Source organism: Bradyrhizobium sp. AUGA SZCCT0222 (assembly GCF_018130205.1).
GTDB lineage: Bacteria > Pseudomonadota > Alphaproteobacteria > Rhizobiales > Xanthobacteraceae > Bradyrhizobium.
Map to the genome: position 1 here is coordinate 196,223 of NZ_JAFCLX010000008.1, position 23,100 is coordinate 219,322.

The following is a 23,100-nucleotide window of genomic DNA, read 5'->3' on the forward strand; positions in this document are numbered from 1 at the left end:
CCCACCAACTTCGTTTTGCGCAAGAATGGTGGGCACGGCGCAAACGCGCCTTTGCCCACCCTACATCAGTCCTCACACATGCTGCGCCGATGACGCTGTGGCCGCGGCATCCGCTTCCGCAGCCGCCTTGCCGCCGAGGCCGTTGAAGAACGCATTCAGCGCGACCGCGACCAGCGCACAAAGAAGGATGCCGGACTCCAGGAGCGGATGCAGACCGTGCGGCAGGTTCTTGAAGAAATTCGGCGCCACAAGCGGGATCATGCCGAAGCCGACGGAGATCGCGACCACGAACAGGTTGAACTGGTTGTTCTTGAAGTCGACGGTCGCCAGAATCCGCGCGCCGGTCGCGGCCACCATGCCGAACATCACGAGCCCGGCGCCGCCGAGCACGACCAGCGGCACCGCTTCGACCAATGCGGCCATCTTCGGCAGCAGCCCGAGCAGCAGCATGATGGCGCCGCCTGTTATCGTGACCCAGCGCGAGCGCACGCCGGTGACGCTGACGAGGCCGACGTTCTGCGAGAAGGATGTGTAGGGGAACGTGTTGAAGATGCCGCCGAGGAAGGTGCCGACGCCGTCGGCGCGCAGGCCGCGGGTCAGTGCGTCGCGATCGACTTTCTTGCCGGTGATCTCGCCGAGCGCCAGGAACATGCCGAGCGATTCGATCATCACCACGATCATCACGATGCACATGGTGATAACAGGCACCAGGTGGAATGTCGGCATGCCGAAGCGGAACGGGATCACCAGCGCGCCCCATTGCGCCGCCGTGACTTTATCGAAATGCATGACGCCGAGCACGCTGGCGAGCGCCGCACCCGCGACGATGCCGAGCAGCACGGCCACGTTGGCGACGAAGCCGGTGCCCCATTTGATCAAGGCGAGAATGACCAGCAGCACGAACAGCGCGATGCCAAGCCCTTGAAGCTGGCCATAATTTGGATTCGGGAAAGCGCCGGGGACGCCGTCGATCACCTTGGTCACGGTCGGCAGGCCGCCGCCGGCCCAATTGATCCCGACGCGCATCAAGGAGATGCCGATCACCAGGATGATGGTTCCGGTGACCACGGGCGGAAACAGCGGCAGCAGCCGGCTGATGAAGGGCGCGGCAATGATGCCGAAGATTCCGGCAGCGATCACCGAGCCGTAGATGCCGAGCAGGCCGATATCGGGCGCCGCGGCCATTGACAGCATCGGGCCAACGGAGGCGAACGTGACCCCCATCATCACGGGCAGCCGGATACCGACCCCGGGGAAGCCGATACATTGCACCAGGGTCGCCAGCCCGCAGGCGAACAGGTCGGCCGAGATCAGGAAGGCGACGTCTTCCGGCGGCAGTTTCAACGCCCGGCCGATGATCAAGGGTACCGCGACAGCGCCGGCATACATGACAAGCACGTGCTGCAGGCCAAGCGCCAGCAACCGCGGCGCCGGCAGAGTCTGGTCGACCGGATGGATTTCAGTGGTCGTGGTCATGAATGGCTCCCCCTGGCGCGGGCACGCCGGCCCATGCGAACCGTTACAAGGCCCGTGCCAAAGCTTGCCCCCGGAAGCCAGTCCCGGCACTTGCTCAATGGCACGAACGTTGCTCAATATTGGATCATATCGGGCGACCATAGTCCCGCAAGATTGCTGGCTGAACTGGAGGCTTCCACGTGCCGCTGATCAGGAACAGATACGGGAAGGGCCGCGTCCGCGTGATGCGCCTCCATCGCGACGGCGACCGTCACGAGGTCAGCCAGCTCAACGTCAAAGCGATGGTCGAGGGCGACTTTGCGCCTGCCTATACCCATGGCGACAATTCGACTTCGGTTTCGACCGACACCATCAAGAACGTCGTCAATGTCATCGCGCGCGAAAACACCGGTCTGTGCACCGAGGAATTTTGCCAGGTGCTGGCGACGAAATATCTCGACACCTATCCGCAAGTAGCCTCCGTCGCGCTGACCGTGCACGAGACGAAATGGAGCCGGCTCAGTTTCGGCGGCAAGCCGCATCCGCATAGTTTCGTGCTCGACAGCAACGGCAAGCCCACCGTTGAGCTCTCTTCCGTCCGCGGCGGTGTCACCACGATGTCATCAGGCATCGACGGCTTTGCCTTCCTGAAGTCGACGCAGTCGGGCTGGGAGAATTACGTCAAGGACGCCTACACCACGATCCCGCCGACCGCCGACCGGCTGTGCGCGACCAGCATGGTGGCGTCGTGGAAATGGTCGGGCAAGCCTGAAAACTATCCCGCGACCAACAGGAAGGTCCTCGACACCGTGCTCGAAGTGTTCTCGATGACCTACAGCAAGAGCGTGCAGGACAGCCTCTACCGGATGGGCGAGGCGGCGCTGGCAGCGGTGCCGGAGATTTCCGAGATCAGCATGGCCTGCCCGAACATGCACTTCATCCCGATGAACCTGTCGGCATTCGGGCTCGATAACAACAACGACGTATTCCTGCCGACCGACGAACCGCACGGCCAGATCGAGTGCACGGTGGGTCGGGGATAATTCTCTCGCGTCCCGGACGCGCTGCAGTCTGTAGGGTGGGCAAAGGCGCGCTTGCGCCGTGCCCACCATCTACCTCAATCGCCCTGAATAGTGGGCATTGCTGAATTCAACACAGGGCGCTTTCGCGGACCCCCGCGTGAATGTGAATTGACTGCCGGCAGTATGGCTTGTCTGGTTCGGTGGGTTGATGCTGTGACGTCAATCCCGATGGAGGTTCCGATGCGCATTCCGGCTTTGATGATACTGACGGCCGTCACTGTTCTGACGTCTGCGCCGGCTCCGGCCCAGACGTATGGCGGCAATTATCCGATCTGTATCCAGAACTACCGCTGGGGAGGAAGCGACATCGATTGCCGCTTTACCTCGATGGAGCAGTGCGCCGCGACGGCGTCGGGTCTCTCCGCCCAGTGCCTCGCCAATCCCTATTTTGCGAACGCGCAAATGCCCCGCGGGTCGTCTCGTCGGCCGTATCCTCCCGCGTACTGATTTATCATGCCATCGTTTCACTGCAACGAACGACGTCGATGGCGTTGGACCCCGGTTGACGGCGCAGCGCTGCCCAATCCCGCGTTGGCCCTGTTCAGCGCATAGAGCGCGGCAGCCGCATCACCAGGTTGCTCCCGCGCCAGTCTGCCTGCAGGCGTGAGCACGCCGCCATTCAGCACATCCCGATCCGGATTCTGTGCCGCATAAGCTGCCGGCTCCTGCGCCAGCGCAGATGTCGCCAGAACGATCGACATCAGCGCTGTCGCGACCAGCGTCCCGGGTCCAGTTATGATCATTCTCCATTATCGCTTTTTTGCGCAATAGTTTGCGGCCGCACCTGCTGCCTTCGGGCGCTCCCTCCGGATGGCTCTACACAAGGGGCCATCTAGGCATTGCCGCCCGAAAAAGCGTGCTGCCGGCAGATCACTATTCCGCGAATGCGCGAAGGGCAGATATGCCCATCCGCGGACGCACAGCCAGGTTTACGTCATGCGCGCAGGGCTGACAGGTGCACCTTCACCCGGACCCAAACTTCTCATGCAACGCCGGCCACAGCCGGTCCGGCTTGAACGGCGTCGCCGTGAAGCGGATGCCGGTGGCATTGGCGATGGCGTTGCCGAGCGCGGCGGCGACCGGGTTGTACGGGCTCTCGCTCATCGATTTGGCGCCCATCGGCCCCAGCGTGTCCGACGTGTCGGCGAACAGCACGTCAGTGCGGGGGACGTCGGCGAACGACGGCAGATGATAGTCGCGGAAATTGGGATTGATGACGCGGCCGCCTTCGTCGATCACCATCTCCTCATAGAGCGCAGCGCCCAGCGATTGCGCGACACCGCCTTCGATCTGGCCGCGGCACTGCAGGGGATTGGCGACGCGGCCGGCGTCGGCGGCCTGCACGCTTTTCAGGATCTTGAGTTCGCCGGTGAATTTGTTCACCGCGACGCGAAAGCCCTGCACGTTGAAAGCGATCGAGCGTGGCGTGCCTGATGAATTTCCACTGGCGCTCAGCACTTTGCCGAGCGATTGCGCCGACGCGGCGAGCATGGCGTAGGGCGTGCGGCGACCGGCGCAGACCGCGGCGTGGTTGTCCAGCGCGCAGGCGTCAGGGTTTTCGCCCAGCAAGGACGCCGCGAATTGTTTCAATTGATCCGCCAGCGCCTCCGCTGCCGCCAGCGTTGCATTGCCAGCGACAAAGATGCCGGCGCTGCCATAGGCGCCGGTGTCGTGGCCGCCATGCGCGGTATCGGACTGGCGCAAGGAAATGCGATCGGCTGACGTTGCGAGCGCGGAAGCGGCGATCTGGCGATGCACGGTGCTGGTGCCGTTGCCGAATTCCGCGGTGCCGACCGTGAGGTCGAAGCCGCCGTCGCCGCGCAACGAGATGCTGCACTCGGCGAAATGCCCGGCCGGCGGCACGGTATCGATCATGGTCAGGGCGATGCCCTCGCCGGTGAGCCAGTCCGCGGACAGTTCGGGCTTCGGCGCGTCCGCGGCCATCGCCCCCTCGACCAGGTCGAGGCACTGGTCGAGGCCGTAACTGCCGTAGAGCACGTCGTGATACTTGGATTCCGGCGGCGAACGCATGGGATCGCCTGACTTCACCACATTGCGGCGGCGCATCTCGAACGGGCTGATGCCGAGCTGCTTTGCCAGTTCGTCGATCGCGGCTTCCACCGCGATCAGGGTTTGCGGCAGGCCATAGCCGCGAAACGCGCCTGAAGGCACGGTGTTGGTATAGGCGGCGATGCCGTCGACTTTCTTGTTCGGGCAATTGTAGACGCCGAGGGATTCGCCGACCGAATGAAACAGCACCGGCCCGGCGTGGTTGCCATAGGCGCCGGTGTTGGAGAGCACGTCTAGCTGCAGCGCCGTGAGTTTTCCATTTCTGTCGGCGCCGGCTTTCACCGCGACCCGCATTGGATGCCGCGTCGAGGTCGCGATAAACTGTTCCTCCCGCGTCAGTTCGAATTTGACGGCGCGGCCGGTCTTCAGCGCCGCCAGCGCCAGGATGTCCTCGACGAACATTTCCTGCTTGCCGCCGAAACCGCCGCCGACACGCTCGCAGAACACCCGCACCTTGGCCGGCGGCAAATCAAACAGGTCGGCCAGCGTGCGCCGGGTCAGGAACGGCACCTGCGTGCTGGAGCGGACGTTCAAAATTCCGTCGGCGTCGACCCAGGCGAGGCCGCCATGGGTTTCCAGCGCGGCGTGCTGGACCCGCTGCGTTGTGAAGTTACCCTCATAGGTAACGGCGGCCTGCGCCAGCGCGGCTGCGACATCGCCAAATTCGCCATGGATTTCGGCCACGATATTGCGGGCAGCGTCGGCGACGCGGTTTTCTTTCGTCTTGTCGCCGTGCAGCACCGGCGCATCGGCGGCAATCGCGGCGGCGGGATCGATGACGTCAGGCAGGATTTCATATTCGACCTTGAGCCGCCGGCAGCCTTTCTCGGCGGCGGCTTCGGTGTCGGCGATCACGGCGGCGACCTTCTGGCCGATGAAGCGGACAACGGTGTCGAGCACCTTGGTGTCATCAGGGTCCATCCAGTCCCATTCGTGGCGCGCCGTCGAGAACAGGCGATCCGGCGCGTCTTCTGACGTCAGCACGGCATGCACGCCGGGGACGTCGAGCGCCGCAGTCTTGTCGATCGCAATGATTCTGGCGTGCGGATGCGGCGAGCGCAGCATCTTGATATGCAGCAGGTCCTCCGGCGCGACATCGAACGTATAGCGTTCCGTGCCGCGCACCACCTGCGGGCCGGCGGGCACGGGCAGGCTGCGGCCGAACGCGGTGCCCGCGTCGGCGTCCTCGATGTTGGTCTTGCCATCAAGTGCATCCTCGATCGAGCGATATCCGGTGCAGCGGCAGATATTGCCCTTCAGCGACGCGCCGAGGTCCTGCCGCTGCGCCTGGTTCAGCGATGCGCAAGTCAGGATCATGCCCGACGTGCAGAAGCCGCATTGAAACCCCTGCGCATCGAGAAACGCCTGTTGCATCGGATGAATGCCGTCGTCGGGCGCAAGGCCTTCGATCGTGGTGATGGCGTGACCGGCGGCGCGGAACGCCGGGATCAGGCAGCTATGCACCGGCTCGCCATCGAGCAGCACGGTGCAGGCGCCGCAGTCGCCGGCGTCGCAACCCTTCTTGACGCCGAAATGCCCGAGCTCGCGCAGGAAAGTGCGCAGGCATTGTCCGGGCTGCGGGGATTCCGGGAATGATTTGCCATTGATCTCGATGCTCATGGCGTCACTCTTGGCACCGCCTGCAATTCGCCGCGGATTTCTTCGGCCAGCCGCAGCGTCATCGCCTTGCGCCACATCGGCTTGCCGTGGACGTCGGTGTGATAAAGGCCGTCGGGGATACGCTGCAGGATCGCATCGCGCAGGTCCTTTGCTGCTGGAACACCCGCAAAGGAAAACTGAACGGGCCGCGCGGTAGACGCCGTCACGGTCAGCGCCAGTCCGCCGTCACTGCTCAGGCTGCCGATCAAAAGCGCCGCCGAACGGCCGACCGGCGTCAGCGAGATCTGACGGAACGCGGAGCGTCGCTTCAGCACCGCTAGGGGAATATCGATCTGCCGCAGGAGATCACCGGGCGCCAGCACATTGCGCTGGTCACCGGTGACGAAATCCGCCACCGGAATTTGCCGTTCGCCGCCGCCGGCCTGCCAGATCATACAGACGCCCTCGAGCGCCGCGGTCAGCGAGATCATCGGCCCCGCCGGCAGCGACATGCAGATGTTGCCGCCCACCGTCGCGGTCTTCCAGATCTTGAAGGAGGCCAGGAACGCACGGCAGCATTGGTTGATCAGCGGCGAGGCGGTCCATTCCGGCGGGCAGGAAAGCGCATCGAGTTGCGCCACCGTGCAGGTCGCGGCAATCGACAAGCCGGTTTCGCTGACGCTCAGCGCCGGCCATTTCAGATCGGTGAGGTCGATCAGCCGGGTCAGATGGGTTTGCGGTTCCGAGAACAGCCAGGTCCCGCCGGCAAGCCAGGCGGCGTCTGCCGTCCAAACGGGCAATTCGTCCCGCGTGGTCGGACGTGCAACGGCGCGGATGGTGTTCAGGTCCATGGATACGCTAACGCTTTCAAGGTGATGCATCTCCGATTATGAAGTGTTGCAAGACCAGCGCCAATTGCCAATGCCGTTGGGATGGTCTTTGCATTGGTGAAGGCGGAAGTTCACAACGGCGCTCCGCAAATCAGGTGGGATCATGGACCAGACGCAGGCGATATGGATCAAGGATCCGCTTTCCATTCTCGCCGACGGCGCCGAGCGCGGCGTTGTGGTCCGCGGCGGCAAGATCGTCGAACTGGTGCCGCGCGGCCGGGAACCCGCGACATCAGATACCGCCGTCTTTGATGCCGGCGCCCATGTCGTACTGCCCGGGCTGATCAACACCCATCATCACTTCTACCAGACCCTGACCCGGGCGCTGCCGGCGGCACTCGATCGCGAGCTGTTTCCGTGGTTGCAGGCGCTTTACCCGGTGTGGGCGCGGCTGACGCCGGAATCGCTGGATCTCGGCGTCACCGTGGCGATGTCGGAACTGCTGCTGTCGGGCTGCACCACCACGACAGACCATCATTACGTGTTTCCGGCCGGCCTCGAGGATGCCGTCGATATCGAGGTCGCCGCCGCGCAGCGCCTCGGCATTCGCGTGCTGCTGACGCGCGGCTCGATGGACCGCTCGCAAAAGGATGGCGGCCTGCCGCCCGACAGCGTGGTGCAGGACGAGGACACGATTTTGGCCGACAGCGCGCGCGTGGTGGCAAAACACCACCAGCGCGGCGAGGATGCGATGGTGCAGATCGCGCTGGCGCCTTGCTCGCCGTTTTCGGTGACGACCTCGCTGATGCGGGCGACCGCGGATCTTGCCGACAAGCTCGACGTCCGCCTGCACACCCATCTGGCCGAGACCGAGGACGAGAACAAGTTCTGCGAGCAGATGCATGGCTGCCGGCCGCTCGATTATCTCGAACAGTGCGGCTGGCTCAATGCGCGGACCTGGCTGGCGCACGGCATCCACTTCAACGCTACGGAAATGAAGCGGCTGGGCAAGGCCAGGACCGCGATTACGCATTGCGCCTGCAGTAACCAGACTCTTGCCTCCGGCTGCTGCCCGGTCTGCGAGATGGAAGAGGCGGGGGTTTCGATCGGCCTCGGCGTCGACGGCTCGGCCTCGAACGACGGGTCCAACCTGATGCAGGAAGTACGCGCCGCGTTTCTCTTGCAGCGGGCACGCTACGGCGTCGGCCGCGTCAGCCACAAGGACGCGCTGCGCTGGGCCACCAGGGGCTCGGCGGCCTGCATCGGCCGTCCCGAGCTCGGCGAAATCGCTGTCGGTAAGGCGGCCGACCTCGCGCTGTTCAAGCTCGATGAGCTGCGCTTCTCCGGCCATGGCGATCCCCTGGCCGCACTGGTGCTGTGCGGCGCGCACCGCGCCGATCGCGTCATGGTCGCGGGCAAGTGGGTAGTGACTGACGGTGCGATCCCCGGCCTCGACGTGCCGGATTTGATCCGCCGCCACAGCGCCGCCGCGCGTAAGATGCAGGTGGGGTGAGGGCGGTGCGCTCCCTCGCCCCGCGCTTGCGGGGAGAGGGTTGGGGTGAGGGGCTCTCTCCCCAGGTCAGATATTGATTGTCTTGCGAAGCTGTCTTCTGAAAAGCGTTCAAATTGCGAGCGTGTGCCTCGCCCCTCACCCGGATCGCAAGGGCGATCCGACCTCTCCCCGCAAAAGAGCGGGGAGAGGTGAACCGAGACCACCCTTCACTTCCCCGGAATCTTCTCGTCGATGCCCTTCACGTAGAAATTCATGCCCAGCACCTGACCGTCGTCGAGATGCGTCCCGCCCTTGCATTCGACTTCCTTGCCGTCCTGGCCGACGATCGGGCACTTGAACGGCTGCAGTCTGCCTTCGATGATGGCGGCTTCGGTGTCCATTGCCAGTTTCTTCACGTCGTCGGGCATGTTGGTGTAGGGCGCCATCACGACGAGCTTGCTCTTCAGGCCGCCCCAGAAATCTTCCGACTTCCAGGTGCCGTCGAGCTCGGCCTTGACGCGCTGGATGTAGTAGGGGCCCCAATTGTTCATGGTCGAGGTGAGCTGCGCCTTCGGGCCGAACTTGATCATTTCGGAATCCTGGCCGAACGCCAGCTTGCCGCGCTCGGCGGCGACCTGCATCGCGGCGGGGCTATCCGTGTGCTGCATGATGATGTCGGCGCCCTGGTCGATCAGCGCCTTGGCGGCGTCGGCTTCCTTGCCGGGATCGAACCAGGTGTTGGCCCAGATGATCTTGACCTTGATGTTGGGATTGATGGTCTGCGCGCCGAGCATGGTGGCGTTGATGCCGGAGATCACTTCGGGAATCGGGAACGAGGCGATATAGCCGAGCACGCCCGATTTCGACATCTTGGCGGCGATGATGCCCTGGATGTAGCGGCCCTCGTAGAACCGCCCTGAATAGGTCGCCAGATTCTTGTCGCGCTTGTAGCCGGTGGCGTGCTCAAAATGCACGTTCGGATACTTTTTTGCGACCTTCAGCGTCGGCTCCATGTAGCCGAACGAGGTGGTGAAGATCAGCTTGTTGCCGGCGCGCGCCAGCTGCTCGATCGAGCGTTCGGAGTCCGGGCCTTCGCTGACGTTCTCCAGGAACGTGGTTTCGACCTTGTCGCCGAATTCCTTGACCATCTCGAGGCGGCCGAGGTCATGCTGATAGGTCCAGCCGAGATCGCCGACCGGGCCGAGATAGATGAATCCGATCTTGAGTTTGTCGGCGGCGGAAGCGCTGAGGAGGCCTGCGCCGGTTGCGAGCACCGCTGCCGTTGCCGCGATGAGAATCTTTTTCATGGATATCTCCGTTTCACTGATGGGTGGACGCTCTTCCCCGATGCGCAGCGCTCCGTCGCGCGCGCTTCGGGCATGTTACCGGTCGGGCACGAACACGGTCCCGAGCGCCGCAGGCGCGGTCGAGCCCCCGGTTCGTGCACGTGAAATCAGCACAAGGACGATGATGGTCGCAAGATACGGCAATGCCGACATCAATTGCGAGGGCACGCCGACGCCCCAGCCCTGCGCATGAAGCTGCAGGATCGTCACCGCGCCGAACAGATAGGCGCCGATTACGAGGCGCCCCGGCAGCCATGAGGCGAACACCACCAGCGCCAGCGCGATCCATCCGCGCCCGGCAGTCATGCCCGGAATGAAGAACGGTGTGTAGGCGAGCGGCAGATAGGCGCCGGCCAAACCAGCACAGGCGCCGCCGAACATCACCGCGAACATCCGAATCCTGAGCACGGGGTAGCCGAGCGCATGCGCTGACGTGTGGTTGTCGCCGGCTGCGCGCAGGATCAGCCCGGCCCGCGTCCTGTACAGGAAGAACCAGACGCCAATCACAAGCGCGAGCGAGAGGTACACGAAGGCGTCCTCGCCGAACAGGATGCGCCCGACCAGCGGGATGTCGGTGAGGCCGGGAATATACAGATGCGGCGCCAGCGAAATCTTTTCGCCGACGAAGCGGGAGCCGATCAGGCCGGAAAGGCCGACGCCGAGGATGGTCAGCGCGAGGCCGGTTGCGACCTGGTTGACCGCAAGGCCCAGCGTCATCAGCGCGAAGATCAGCGACATCAGCACGCCGGCGCCGATGCCGCACAGCGCGCCAATGATGACGGAACCGGACAGCCAGGCGCCGCCAAAGCCGCAGGCCGCGCCCACGATCATCATGCCTTCGACGCCGAGGTTGAGCACGCCGGCGCGTTCGGTCACCAGTTCGCCGGTCGCAGCCAGCAGCAGCGGCGTGGAGGCCGCCAGCACCGCAAGGATGATGGCCTCAATGAGCCCCACGGGACACCTTTGGTGACGCGAAGACGAGTTTGAACCGGTAGAGAATGAGGGAGTCGCAGGCGAGCACGAAGAACAGCAGAATGCCCTGGAACACCTTGGTGACGTCCAGCGGGATTTTCATTGCGATCTGCGCCTGCTCGCCGCCGATGAAAGTGAGTGCGAGGAAAAGTCCTGCAATTAATATTCCAATCGGGTTCAGCCGTCCCAGGAACGCGACGATGATCGCGGTGAAGCCGTAGCCGGGCGAGATGCCGGGTTGCAGATGTCCGACGGGCCCTGCGACCTCGATGATCCCGGCCATGCCCGCCAGCGCGCCTGAAATCGCGAAGGCCAGCAGGATCAGCTGGTTGGAATTGAAGCCGCCGAAGCGTGCGGCGCGGGGCGCGGCGCCGACGACGCGGATCTCAAAACCCTTGATGGTCTTGGCGAGCAGCACCGCACCCGCCGCGACCACGACAAGCGCAATGACGCCGCCAAGGTGCAGCCTTCCGCCCTCGATCAGGACAGGCACGGTCGCGACCGGATCGAACTCGGCGGTGGTCGGGAAGTTGAAGCCCTTGGGATCGCGCCACGGACCGCGCACCAGGTAATCGAGCAGCAGGTCGGCGACATAGACCAGCATCAGGCTGGTGAGGATTTCACTGGCGCCGAACCGGACCTTGCAGATCGCCGGGATCAGGCCATAGAGCGCGCCGCCGACAGCCCCCAGCAGCAGCATCGCCGGCAATACCCAGGGCCCGGCGTCGGTGCCCTGGGTCTTGACAGCGAGCCAGCTGCCGGCGACGGCGCCGATCAGGAATTGCCCTTCGGCGCCGATGTTCCAGGCATTGGCGAGATAGCACAGCGACAGGCCGATCGCGATCATCACCAGGGGAGTCGCCTTCACCGCGATCTCCTGCAGCGAATAGCTGTCGACGAGGGGTGCGATGAAGTAGACGCCGAGCGCAGATATCGGGTTCTTGCCGAGCATCGCAAACAGGATGCTAATGGTCACCAGCGTCAGGCCGATCGCGATCAGCGGCGAGATCAGCGCGATCGCGCTCGACCGCTCGGCGCGCTTTTCAAGCACCAGCTGCATGCGCCGCTTCCTTTTGCTCCAATGTGCTTCCACCCATCAACAGGCCGAGCTTCTCGCGGCTCGCATCCGCCGTCGCCATCGGCTCCGACATACGGCCGTGGAACATCACGGCGATGCGGTCGGCGATCTCGGTGAGCTCGTCGAGATCCTGGCTCGTGACCAGCACCGCCGCGCCGCAGGCAGCAAGATCGAGCAGGGCCTGGCGGATCACGGCGGCAGCGCCGGCGTCGACGCCCCAGGTGGGTTGGCTCACAACCAGCACGGCAGGACTACGCAGGATTTCGCGGCCGACGATGAATTTTTGCAGATTGCCGCCGGAGAGGCTGGCGGCTTCCGGATCGCGCCGGGCCTTGCGCACGTCGAACGCCTCGGTGGCGCGGTCGACGGTTTTCAGCATTGCTGCGGTGTTGACGAAGCCGTGCTGGACCATGCCGGAGGCCGCATGGCCGGTCAGCAGCGCATTCTCTGACAACTTCATGCGCGGCGCGGCGGCGTGTCCGAGCCTTTCCTCGGGAACGAAGGCCGCGCCGAGCTTGCGGCGTTGCGTGATCGACAGCTGCCCGGCGGCACGCCCGTCAATCACCACCGTGCCGGGGTCCGGCGCCAGCCGTTCCCCCGACAGCACGGCAAAAAGCTCGTCCTGGCCGTTACCGGCCACGCCGGCGATGCCGAGGATTTCGCCACCCCTGAGTTCGAACGAGATGTGCTGCAGCCGTACGCCGTGGAGATCGTCCGGCGCGAGGGTGAGGTCGTTGACGACCAGCCTCGGCGCGTTCGTGTGCCGGTTGGCGGCAGCCTTCACTCGCTTGACCTCGCCGCCGACCATCATGCGCGCGAGCGAAGCCGCGGTCTCCGCTTTGGGATTGCAGGTCGATACCTTCTTGCCGTCGCGCAGGATGGTCGCGGTGTCGCAGAGCCGTTTCACCTCTGCCAGCTTGTGGCTGATATAGAGGATCGCGCACCCCTCCGCCTTGAGACGGTCGAGCACGATGAAGAGCTGATCGGCCTCCTGCGGCGTCAGCACCGCGGTCGGCTCGTCGAGGATCAGGAATTTCGGGTTCTGCATCAGCGCGCGCACGATCTCGATGCGCTGGCGTTCACCGACCGACAATTGCCAGACCTCGCGTTTGGGATTGAGCGGGAGCCCGTAGACACGGGATACTTCCTCAAGGCGCGCCGACATGTCCTTGAAGGATTCCTTGCCGTCGAGCCCGAGGGCGACGTTTTCCGCAACGGTGAGATTGTCGAACAGCGAGAAATGCTGGAACACCATGCCGATGCCGCGCGCGCGGGCGTCCGATGGTCCGGACAGAACCATCTGCTCGCCTTGCCAGCGCATTTCGCCTTCGCTCGGCTGGATCAAGCCGTAGATGGTTTTGACCAGCGTCGATTTGCCCGCGCCGTTTTCGCCGAGCAGCGCGTGGATCTGCTGCGGCCAGATATCGATGCTGACAGCCTCATTGGCGAGGAGCGTGCCATAGCGCTTGGTCAGGCCCACCGTCTGGAGCAGCGGTGTGGCGCCCGTGTGCTGCACGGCAGGCGTCGAATCCGGCATTCGTGGTCACGCGTCCCAAGGAGTCCCAAGCAATCGATGCCTCAATACTGGGCTAGTTTAAACCCGCGCGTAAGGTGCAGGCGCGATTTTCTTTGAGCAACCTTGAATGGCTACTTTTTCCACACCCCGGCATGAACCACCGCGGCCTCGTCCTCGAGCAGCGGGCCGACCACTTCGGTCGATCGCTGGCCGCTGCCGAACACTTCGCGGCACGGCAGGTCGAGGGTTGGATTTTCCGGATGGTTGCCGGTCAATTCCCGCAAGCGATGTTCGCTCAGGCCGTAAACCAGTCGGCCGATGCCGGCCCAGTAGATCGCACCAGCGCACATCGCGCAGGGCTCGGCCGATGAATAGAGCGTGGCGCCGCGCAGGATGTTGGCATCAATCGTGGTACAGGCCTGGGTCGCCAGCAACCGTTCCGCATGCGCCGTGCCGTCACGGGACGGCATGTAGCCGTTCTCGGCCTCGAGCAGCACCTTGCGGTTCTGATCAACGAGCAGGGCACCGAAGGGATGATTGCCGTGGGTCATGGCGCGGCGGGCCACGTCGAACGACAGTCGCAGGAAATGCGCGTCGAGTTCCGGTTGGGTTAACGCAGCGATATCCGCCATCAATGCCTGTCAGTGCCCGGCCATATGCCGCCCGATCTCGGTGAGATCGGCCTCGCTGGCGCGGGCTTCATGGACGAACTGTCCGTGGAACATCACCACCAGACGATCCGACAATTCGAGGAGTTCGTCGAGGTCCTCGCTGACCAAAAGCACCGCGGCGCCGCGGTTGCGCGCCGCCATGATCTCGGCATGGATCTGGGCGACCGCGGCGAAATCGAGCCCGAAGCAGGGATTGGCGGCGATCAGCACCTCGACCTCGCCGCCGAGTTCGCGCGCTAGCACCGCGCGCTGCACGTTGCCGCCCGACAGCGCCGAGATCGGGGTGTCCGGCGAGCGGGTCTTGATCTTGTACAGCCCGATCTTGCGCTCGGCATCCTTGCGGAACGCGGAGAGATTGAGCCACCAGCCTTTGCTGGCAAACGGCGCGCGGTCGAATTCACGGAACGCGATATTGTCGGCAACGCTCATGCCGCCGACGCAGGCGTTCTTCAAGGGCTCCTCCGGGAGTAGCGACATCTTGTGCCGCCGCATCTCCTCGCGGCTCGCTGAATAGAGATCGCCGCGAACACGAACCTCGCCGCTCTCGGCCTCGCGCTGTCCGGCCAGTACCTCGACCAGTTGCCGCTGGCCGTTGCCGGAGACGCCGGCGATGCCGACGATCTCGCCGCCGCGGATGGTGAGCGAGACATTTTCGACCGCGACCGCGCCGGCATCGTCGATCGCACAAAGCTTGCTCAGTTCCAGCCGCGCCTCGCCCAATTGTCCGACGCGCGGCGGCTGTACCGTCAGTTCTTCGGCGCCGATCATCATCCGCGCCATGCTGTCGGGCGTGAGATCGGCGACCTTGCCGTTGCCGGCGAGCTTGCCGCGGCGCAGGATCGTGACCTCGTCGGCGAACGCCATCACCTCGCGGAATTTATGCGTGATCATCAGGATGGTGAGGCCGCCGTTCACGACCATGTCGCGCAACATGCCCAGCACCTCGTCGGCCTCGCCGGGCGTCAGTACCGAGGTCGGTTCGTCCAGGATCAGAAAACGCCGCTTCAGATAAAGCTGTTTCAGGATTTCGCATTTCTGCCGTTCGCCGGCGGAAATGTCGGAAACCCTGGCGTTGAGCGGCACCTTGAACGGCATCCGCGCCAGAAACGCTTCCAGCTCCTGTTTTTCCCTGGCCCAGTTGACGACAGCAGGAACGTCATCACGCGCCAGCACCAGATTTTCGGCGACCGTCATCGCCGGCACGAGTGTAAAGTGCTGGTAGACCATGCCGAGCCCGAGCGCGTGCGCATCCTTGGGGTTGGCGATCGCCTGCTCACGGCCGCCGACCAGAATGTCGCCCTCGGTCGCGTGATAGTAACCCATGATGCATTTGACGAGCGTGCTTTTTCCCGCGCCGTTCTCGCCGAGCAGCGCGTGGAACGAACCCGGCTGCACCTTCAGTGCGACATTGTCGAGCGCAAGGAAGTCGCCAAACTTCATGGTCACCGCGACCGCGTCGACGCCGAGCGGGCCTTCGGGAAGCGGTGTCTCGCCGATGATCACGACACAGCCTTGATGAACGCGCCGGAAGTGGCGACCGCGCCGAACACGCCGCCCTGCATCTTGATCATCTTCAGCGCGTGGTCGTGATTGCTCTTGTCGGTGGCGGCGCAGCAATCCTCGATCAGCACGCATTCGAAGCCGCGGTCGTTGGCTTCGCGCATCGTGGTGTGGACGCAGACGTCGGTGGTGATGCCGGTCAGCACCAGGTTCTCGATGCCGCGCAGCCGCAGCATCAGCTCGAGATCGGTGGCGCAGAACGATCCCTTGCCGGGCTTGTCGATGATGGGCTCGCCAGGCAGCGGCGCCAGGTCGGGAATGATCTCCCAGCCGGCCTCGCCGCGCACCAGCACGCGGCCGCACGGGCCGGGATCGCCGATCCCCGCGCCGATCTGCCGCGAGCGCCACTGCTTGTTGGCGGGAAGATCCGTGAGGTCAGGACGATGGCCTTCGCGGGTGTGGATGATGTGAAAGTTTTGCGCGCGCATCACCGAAAGCAGCTTCTTGATCGGCTCGATCGGCGCGCGGGTCAGCGAGAGGTCATAGCCCATCTTGTCGACATAGCCGCCGACGCCGCAGAAGTCGGTCTGCATGTCGATGATGACGAGCGCGGTGTTTTGCGGGCGCAGATCGCCATTGTAAGGCCAGGCATAGGGTTCGGATGAGATATAGCGCTCGGGCATGGCACGTTCTCGCTTATCGGGTGATGGACAATTCGGCCGGCGCGCCGGTCAGCGTGCGCTTCGGCGAACAGGTGATGATCATGATCGCCAGCGTCAGGATGTAGGGCGCGGCATTGAACAGATGATAGCCCGAGGTGACGCCGACCGATTGCAGCGCCGGTCCCAACGCCGCGGCGCCGCCGAACGCCAGCGACGCCCACAGGCACAGCATCGGGTCCCAGCGCGCGAAGATCACCAGCGCCACGGCCGTGATGCCCTGGCCGGAGGAGAGGCCCTCGTTCCAGCTGCCGGGATAGAACAGCGACAGGAACGAGCCACCGATCCCGGACAGAAAGCCGCCGACCATCGTTGCGCGCAGCCGGATCGCCAGCACGGAATAGCCCATCGCGCGCGCGGCATCCGAACTCTCGCCGGCGGTGCGGATGAGCAGGCCCCAGCGCGTGGTCTTGAAGGCCCAGTACAATATTGGCGCCAGCGCGATGCCGATCAGGAACAGCACGTTGATCCGCAGCGCCGCGCGGACCTGCGGCACGTCGCTCCACCAGCCGAAATCGATCGCCGGCAGCCGTGCCGCGGTCGGTTCGATCAGCGGCTTGCCGAGATAGAAGGCAAGGCCGGTCCCGAACAGCATCAGCGCGATGCCGACCGCGATGTCGTTGACGCGCGGCAGCGAGCAGATGCCGGCATGCAGCGCGCCCAGCATCGCACCCGTGATCCCGGCGGCGAGCACGCCGAGCCAGGGCGAGCCACTGAGATAGGAGATGCCATAGGCGCTCATCGCGCCCATGACAAGCGTGCCTTCGAGGCCGAGGTTGATGCGGCCGGAACGCTCGGTGATGCATTCGCCAAGACTCACGAACAGAAACGGCGTCGAGACGCGGATGGCGCCGCCGAATACGGCGAGGGGGACGGTCCAGAGTCCGAGCGATCCATCCGCCATCAGGATTTTCCTTTCAGGAAGCCGATCCGTCCGTACAGCGCGTCGCTCGCCAGCACGAACACGAAGATGATGCCTTGCAGCACCAATACGGACGCATCAGGCAATCCGAGCCGGCGCTGCAGCAGCCCGCCGCTGGCGCTGATGCCGCCGAGCAGGATCGCCACGGGAATAATCGCCAGCGGATTATGCCGCGCCAGGAAGGCGACGAGGATGCCGGTGAAGCCGTAGCCGGCAGCGAGATTGGCGTTGGTGCGGCCCTGCACGGCGGCGACTTCGACCATGCCGGCAATGCCGGCAGCGCCGCCGGCGAGAAAGCAGATGGTCAGGATCAGTTTGTTGACGCCGAGGCCGACGATTTTGGCCGCGCGGATGTTGCCGCCGGCCACCCGCGCCGAGAAGCCGAACACGGTGTGATAGATCAGGATGTAGGACGCGAACGCCGCGACCAGGCCGAACACCAGCCCCCAATGCACGTCGGTGCCGGGAATGCTGCCGATCATGTTGGCCGCGCCGATTTCGCGGGTGGATGGCTTGTTGAGGCTGGCGGGGTCGCGCATCGCGCCCTCGACCAGATGGTTGAGCACCGCAAGCCCGATATAGACCAGCAGCAGGCTCGAGATCGTCTCGTTGACGCCGCGATATTGCCGGAGCGCGCCCGCGAGCGTGATCCAGAGCCCGCCGCCGATCACGCCGGCGCACACCATCGCGGTCTGCACCACGAGCGGTGAGGCCCACGGCATCGCCAATGCCACCGAGGTCGCCGACAGCGCGCCAATGAGCAGCGCGCCTTCGCCGCCGATGATCACCATGCCGAGTTGCGCCGGCAGCGCCGTGCACAACGCGGTCAGGATCAGGGGCGCGGCGCGCGTCAGCGTGTTCTGCCAGGAGAACCATGTGCCGAACGCGCCCTGGTACATGTAGAAATAGAGATCGAGCGGGTTCTTGCCGAACAGCGCCACGAATAGCCCGAAGGTTGCGAGCGCGCCGACCAGCGCCGCGCCCGGGATCAGGATATATTCGATGGTCGCGCCGTAGCGTTGGAGGAAGCCGGGATCAGCGGCCGGCGCAACGCCGACCGCCTCCACCGGATCCGCCGAACCTGTTGTCACGAAGTGGCTCCGAGCACGCCTTCCACCAGATAGTTCATCTTCTCGAGTTCAGGATCCGTCTGGCCGCGGTCGGTGCCTGATGTAATGACCGCGTTGCCCTTGTTGTCCATGATCGGGCCCTTGAAGATGGTGTAGTTGCCGGCGACGAGCTTGGCCTTGATGTCGTCGGCATGCTTGCGCGCCTCGGCCGAGACCGCCTCGCCATAGGGCGAGCATTTGACGATCTCTTCCTTGAGGCCGCCGCGATAGAAGTTCGGAATGGTCTCTCCGGCCGCGATCATCTTGACGAATTTCGGATACAGCGCTTCCCAGTTCCACTCCGCGCCGGTGAGATAGGCCTTCGGCGCCAGCGGCGACTGGTTGACGTGATAGCCGCACACCATCGCGCCGCGGCGGGCGGCGTTCTCGACCATGGTTTTGGGGCCGTCGACGTGGCAGGTGAGGACGTCGACGCCCTGGTCGATCAGGCTGTTGGTGGCTTCGGCTTCCTTGACCGGCATCGACCAGTCGCCGGTGAAGATCACCTGCGTGGTCGCCTTCGGGTTGGCTAGCCTTGCGCCGAGCGTGAAGGCGTTGATGTTGCGCAGCACCTGCGGGATCGGTTTCGCGGCGACGAAGCCGAGCTTGCCGCTCTTGGTGGAGTAGCCGGCAACGATGCCGGAAATATACTGGGCCTCGTCGATATAGCCGAAATAGCTGCCGGCGTTGGTCGGGTCTTTGTCGCTCCAGAGGCCGCCGCAATGCTCGAAGCGCAGTTTTGGAAACTTCTTCGCCATCTTGATGACGTGCGGGTTGTAGTAGCCGAACGAGGTCGGGAACAGCAGCGACGCGCCGTCGAGGTTGATCATGGACTCGATGGTCTTCTCGACCGCGTCTGTCTCGGGGACCTTTTCTTCCTCGATCACCTTGAGGCCGGAAATCTTCTTCAGCGCCGCGGCGCCCTGCGCGTGCGCCTGGTTGTAACCGTAGTCGTCGCGCGACCCGACATAGACGAAGCCGATGGTGGTGCCGGCTGCGCGCGCGGCGCCCGCGCCGAAAGCGGTGCCGAGTGTCAGCGCCGCACCGCCTTGCAACAGATGCCGTCGTGAAATCCTGCCAAATTCCATGTGCCTGCTCCCTCTGGCGATTGGACCGCCCGCTATTTCGTGGGCCGCGCCGATGCGGCGGGCTCGGGGAGCGATGTCGCAATCTTCATGCCAGAGCGCGTGAGGCGGGCATTCCTGCATAAGCTAATGAACAGATTGAATTATCCGGGGGCGTTGTTCGTCATATAAAATTTGTGCAGAGTCGATATGGCTAATTTTTAGGCGGCGTTTCATGATTGTATGCAAGGTCGTTAAGCAATTGTTAGATCCCGCAGCGCCGTCAGCCGGCCGAATTGGCGGCGGATTTCTTGCCTTGCCGGCTGGTCAGGCGAATTGAGGCTGCTACCAGTCAGGGGTCCGCGGCTTGCGTCGAAGCTGCCGGCATTGAACGTATCGATCGGCCTCGCTGGAAACGGCGCGGCTGTACAGGAAAAGCATGAGCAAGACAGAAGTGGCCAGCAGCGCGTCGGGCAAAGCAGCGCTTGGCGATGAAATCGTCGGCCGGATCAACCAACTCGCGGCGATCTCCGAGACGCCGGAGCATCTGGCGCGGATATTCCTTTCGCCCGAGCACCGCGCCGCCGCCGATCTCATTCTGTCATGGATGCGCGAGGCCGGCATGGCCGCGCATCTCGACGCCATCGGCAATGTCTGTGGCCGCTACGAAGGTGACCGGCCGGGCCTGCCGTGCCTGATGCTGGGCTCGCATTACGACACTGTGCGCGACGCCGGCAAATGGGATGGCCCGCTCGGCCTGATCACGGCAATCTCCTGCGTCGCCGATCTGAACAAACGCGGCCGGCGGCTGCCGTTCGCGGTCGAAGTCGTCGGATTTGCCGACGAGGAGGGCGTGCGGTTTGCTTCCACGCTGCTCGGCAGCCGGGCTATCGCGGGCACCTTTGTGGAGAGCGCGCTCAATTCACGCGACCATGCCGGCATCTCGATGCGCGATGCGATGGTCACATTCGGCCTCGACCCCGATCATATCGGGGCCGCCGCTCGGACCCGCCGCGAACTCCATGCCTATGTCGAACTGCACATCGAGCAGGGGCCGGTGCTGGAAGAGAATAATCTGCCGGTCGGCGTCGTCACCGCGATCGCGGGCGCAACGCGGCTGGCGGCAAAACTGACCGGCATGGCCGGTCATGCCGGCACGGTGCCGATGGCGTTCCGGCGCGATGCGCTGGCGGGCGCCGCCGAATGCATCTGCATGGTGGAGGAGTTCTGCAAGACCGACGCGGCCGGCCTCGTCGGCACCGTCGGCTATATCGACGCGATGCCCGGCGCCACCAACGTGATCCCCGGCCTCGTCTCCTTCACGCTCGACATCCGCGCGCCATCAGATCCGCACCGCAAGATGGCCGTCGCCGACATCGTGCGCCGCATCGAAGCGACAGCCAAGCGCCGCAATCTCGCGCTGCAGCTCGACGTCACCCACGAAAACCGCACCGTACCCTGCGCGCCCTGGCTGAAGGCGCAGGTCGCGGACGCCGTCGCCGCCGAAGGTTTTGGCGTGTTCGACCTGCCGAGCGGCGCCGGCCATGACGGCATGGCGATGATCGATATATCAGACGTCGCGATGCTGTTCGTCCGCTGCCGCGGCGGCATCAGCCATAATCCGGCGGAGCATGTCGAGACGGCCGATGCGGATGCAGGGGCGCGGGTGCTGCTAAGGTTGGTGGAGAATTTTCGGCCGAAGGAAGCATAATTAACGTCGTCGTCCCGGCCTTGAGCTCAGAAGCGCAATTGCGCATCGGGGGACCCATACGCCGCGGCCCTTGTTGTTGGAAAAGGAAGATAACGACCTGCGTGCAAAAACAATTGTCGCCGGTGGTTATGGGTCCCGGCCTTCGCCGGGACGACGTGGGGCTACATGACAGTTCGATGACATTTCGCCCCGCACTGTTGCGGGGAGACGAATCGATGATGTCTGGAGTACCAACGCGTGATACCAGACACGCCGGACATTGCTCTCATCCCCGCCCATGAACAGCCAGATCACATTTTCATCGCATCGCGAATACCGGTTTCACCAGGGCCTGTTGGCGAGCCTTGTCGCGAACAGCATCCAAGCCGTCAATTTTCTCGGCGATCGTTTCCTGCGAAAATATCATTTGTCGGCGGGCATCGAGGAGCTGTACCGGCATTCGATGAATGCCGCGTTTGCCGAGAAGGAAGCCTTTCTGGTCACCGGGGCGCCGCACGCCTCCGCCTATTATCCGCGTGACTTTGCCTGGTTCTATCCTGATGTCCTCGACCCCGAGACCATCATGGATTCCCAGGACGCTGTCCGCAGGGTTCGCCTGCTCGAGAAAAGCGTCCGGCTGATGCTGGAAGCCGTTCGCGCCGGCGTCGTTACCACCACGATCGTGCCTGCGGGGCGCAACCGCTACATCGGCATCAACTATTTTTCGAGGCCGTCGGACACGCTGCTGGGCATCCTCGCAGGCCTGGAGCAACTGCTCTCCGCCGAGCAAAGGCCGGCTTCGTATCTGGCGATGTCGCAAGGTGCGCATGCCGGCCGCCTGTTGCTGTCGGAATATCGCGAGGACCTGAAGCGGGCGATATCTGAGCTCGCCAAAGCGTTGCAACGGTTCGATGACAACGGGCTTTCGGCGCTTCTGTGCGACGTCAGCGCGCCCCGTTCTGCGGCGACCGATACCCGTGCCGAACGCCGGCGGTTCGTCACCAATGCCTGCGTCTACGCGACGTTCCTGCGCGGTATCAAGCTTGGGGTCATCGAGCGAACTGAGCTGGAACAACTGCTCGGACGCACGCTTTCGCAGTACAAGAAGGAGCTGCTGCTGCTGTTCGGCCGGCACGGCTATATCAGTCATTCCCTGGACTGCCGGCAGCAGGCGCCGGTTTATTCCATCGCGCTCGATTTCGTGAATGTGCATCAGGGCTTTTGGGATTTGAACGACGCGGGCGAGCGCGCGCTGTTCGCTGCCACGACCGATTTCGTCCTTGCCGAGCCGCGGTTTCGAGTCCCGAATACATCGCACTTTCTCGTGTCCGCCGATAATCCGCTGAACAAGCTCATTCACAGGATCGCGGCGCCGGCCTATCAGGGCCGTTCGTCCTGGCCGACATTCAACGTCGAATTCGCCGATCGCATGCTGGACCACGATGAATGTTCCGGCACCGGGACTTATCGGGCTTATGCCTGCGCTATATTGCGCGACATCCGCACCGTGACCGAAACCCACGGCGGATATCAGGAACTGATTTCCGAAAAAGGCCTCAAATATCGCACCTGGGCCTATCAGAGCGCCGTCGCGCATTCCTGGTTTCCACGCTTCCTGACGGTCTGGCAACGCGCGTTCGGGACATCGCTGCTGGGGAGCTAGCCGACCGCGGGGGCGCGAAGCGTAACTCATCATTTTTGTCGATATTCTTCCGTCATTGCGAGCGCAGCGAAGCAATCCATGTCTCTGCATGTGGCGCTATGGATTGCTTCGCTGCGCTCGCAATGACGCTGAGTGCGACAAAACAGCCCGACGGGCAAATCAGTTCTGATTTGCGGAAATCGTGTCAAGCCCCGAAATAAAAAATATTTCTGTTTACCAGAATGAAAATCAGGTGCATATGTTGGCCATCCCGTCCTACTCAGAAGGGCGTCGGCCGTCGTCACGGACGTTGGACGGGTTGCGGTGGACGCTGGTTTACGCC

Annotated in this window: 19 protein-coding genes; 5 read left to right on the plus strand and 14 right to left on the minus strand. The window is 63.9% G+C overall.

Going from position 1 to position 23,100, the window contains the following annotated elements; translation table 11 throughout:
- Positions 1–72: 72 nt before the first annotated feature.
- Positions 73–1,476 (minus strand): nucleobase:cation symporter-2 family protein, encoded by a 1,404-nt coding sequence (locus JQ629_RS09940; RefSeq protein WP_212412484.1) that lies wholly within the window; start codon positions 1,474–1,476, stop codon positions 73–75.
- A gap of 179 nt (positions 1,477–1,655) precedes the next feature.
- Between JQ629_RS09940 and pucL the strand changes: the two genes are divergently transcribed.
- Complete coding sequence (pucL, locus tag JQ629_RS09945) at positions 1,656–2,498, plus strand: factor-independent urate hydroxylase (RefSeq protein ID WP_212412485.1); 843 nt, start codon at positions 1,656–1,658, stop codon at positions 2,496–2,498.
- Positions 2,499–2,717: 219 nt separating this feature from the next.
- Positions 2,718–2,984, plus strand: a complete 267-nt coding sequence (locus JQ629_RS09950) for a DUF3551 domain-containing protein (RefSeq protein ID WP_212268088.1) — start codon at positions 2,718–2,720, stop codon at positions 2,982–2,984.
- A 17-nt stretch (positions 2,985–3,001) separates the two neighbouring features.
- On the opposite strand, the gene JQ629_RS09955 is transcribed toward JQ629_RS09950, so the two are convergent.
- From JQ629_RS09955 to JQ629_RS09965, 3 genes are all read right to left on the minus strand, one after another.
- Positions 3,002–3,280 (minus strand): hypothetical protein, encoded by a 279-nt coding sequence (locus JQ629_RS09955; RefSeq protein ID WP_212412486.1) that lies wholly within the window; start codon positions 3,278–3,280, stop codon positions 3,002–3,004.
- 220 nt (positions 3,281–3,500) lie between these two features.
- Positions 3,501–6,227: a molybdopterin-dependent oxidoreductase gene (locus JQ629_RS09960; protein ID WP_212412487.1), complete on the minus strand. Its 2,727-nt coding sequence runs from the start codon at positions 6,225–6,227 to the stop codon at positions 3,501–3,503.
- The gene (locus JQ629_RS09965; protein WP_212412488.1) at positions 6,224–7,057 is read right to left on the minus strand and encodes an FAD binding domain-containing protein; all 834 of its coding nucleotides are present in this window, start codon (positions 7,055–7,057) and stop codon (positions 6,224–6,226) included. Before JQ629_RS09965 ends, JQ629_RS09960 begins: the two co-directional genes overlap by 4 nt.
- A 142-nt stretch (positions 7,058–7,199) precedes the next feature.
- On the opposite strand from JQ629_RS09965, the gene JQ629_RS09970 reads away from it, so the two are divergent.
- On the plus strand, positions 7,200–8,549 hold the full coding sequence (locus JQ629_RS09970) for an 8-oxoguanine deaminase (protein ID WP_212412489.1): 1,350 nt from the start codon (positions 7,200–7,202) through the stop codon (positions 8,547–8,549).
- 206 nt (positions 8,550–8,755) lie between these two features.
- On the opposite strand, the gene JQ629_RS09975 is transcribed toward JQ629_RS09970, so the two are convergent.
- The 10 genes from JQ629_RS09975 to JQ629_RS10020 form a co-directional block, all read right to left on the minus strand.
- On the minus strand, positions 8,756–9,835 hold the full coding sequence (locus JQ629_RS09975) for a BMP family ABC transporter substrate-binding protein (RefSeq protein WP_212412490.1): 1,080 nt from the start codon (positions 9,833–9,835) through the stop codon (positions 8,756–8,758).
- A gap of 75 nt (positions 9,836–9,910) precedes the next feature.
- The gene (locus JQ629_RS09980) at positions 9,911–10,828 is read right to left on the minus strand and encodes an ABC transporter permease (RefSeq protein ID WP_212412491.1); all 918 of its coding nucleotides are present in this window, start codon (positions 10,826–10,828) and stop codon (positions 9,911–9,913) included.
- Positions 10,815–11,906 carry an ABC transporter permease gene (locus JQ629_RS09985; protein ID WP_212412492.1) on the minus strand — a complete coding sequence of 364 codons (1,092 nt, stop codon included), beginning with the start codon at positions 11,904–11,906 and terminating at the stop codon, positions 10,815–10,817. Before JQ629_RS09985 ends, JQ629_RS09980 begins: the two co-directional genes overlap by 14 nt.
- Positions 11,890–13,461, minus strand: a complete 1,572-nt coding sequence (locus tag JQ629_RS09990) for an ABC transporter ATP-binding protein (protein WP_212412493.1) — start codon at positions 13,459–13,461, stop codon at positions 11,890–11,892. Before JQ629_RS09990 ends, JQ629_RS09985 begins: the two co-directional genes overlap by 17 nt.
- A 110-nt stretch (positions 13,462–13,571) precedes the next feature.
- Positions 13,572–14,072 (minus strand): nucleoside deaminase, encoded by a 501-nt coding sequence (locus JQ629_RS09995; RefSeq protein ID WP_212412494.1) that lies wholly within the window; start codon positions 14,070–14,072, stop codon positions 13,572–13,574.
- A 9-nt stretch (positions 14,073–14,081) separates the two neighbouring features.
- Positions 14,082–15,614: an ABC transporter ATP-binding protein gene (locus tag JQ629_RS10000; protein ID WP_349631242.1), complete on the minus strand. Its 1,533-nt coding sequence runs from the start codon at positions 15,612–15,614 to the stop codon at positions 14,082–14,084.
- Positions 15,611–16,294 carry a biuret amidohydrolase gene (biuH, locus tag JQ629_RS10005; RefSeq protein ID WP_249134929.1) on the minus strand — a complete coding sequence of 228 codons (684 nt, stop codon included), beginning with the start codon at positions 16,292–16,294 and terminating at the stop codon, positions 15,611–15,613. The genes JQ629_RS10000 and biuH overlap by 4 nt, the downstream gene beginning before the upstream one ends.
- 13 nt (positions 16,295–16,307) lie before the next feature.
- Positions 16,308–17,234, minus strand: a complete 927-nt coding sequence (locus tag JQ629_RS10010; protein WP_212385979.1) for an ABC transporter permease — start codon at positions 17,232–17,234, stop codon at positions 16,308–16,310.
- Entirely contained in the window at positions 17,234–18,343 is a 1,110-nt protein-coding gene (locus tag JQ629_RS10015; protein ID WP_212412496.1) for an ABC transporter permease, read from the minus strand. Before JQ629_RS10015 ends, JQ629_RS10010 begins: the two co-directional genes overlap by 1 nt.
- On the minus strand, positions 18,340–19,449 hold the full coding sequence (locus tag JQ629_RS10020) for a BMP family ABC transporter substrate-binding protein (RefSeq protein WP_212412497.1): 1,110 nt from the start codon (positions 19,447–19,449) through the stop codon (positions 18,340–18,342). Before JQ629_RS10020 ends, JQ629_RS10015 begins: the two co-directional genes overlap by 4 nt.
- A gap of 415 nt (positions 19,450–19,864) precedes the next feature.
- Here JQ629_RS10020 and JQ629_RS10025 point away from each other — a divergent pair, with 415 nt between their 5' ends.
- Entirely contained in the window at positions 19,865–21,136 is a 1,272-nt protein-coding gene (locus tag JQ629_RS10025) for an allantoate amidohydrolase (RefSeq protein ID WP_212412498.1), read from the plus strand.
- A 277-nt stretch (positions 21,137–21,413) separates the two neighbouring features.
- Complete coding sequence (locus JQ629_RS10030) at positions 21,414–22,778, plus strand: hypothetical protein (protein ID WP_212412499.1); 1,365 nt, start codon at positions 21,414–21,416, stop codon at positions 22,776–22,778.
- The last annotated feature ends 322 nt before the right edge of the window (positions 22,779–23,100 follow it).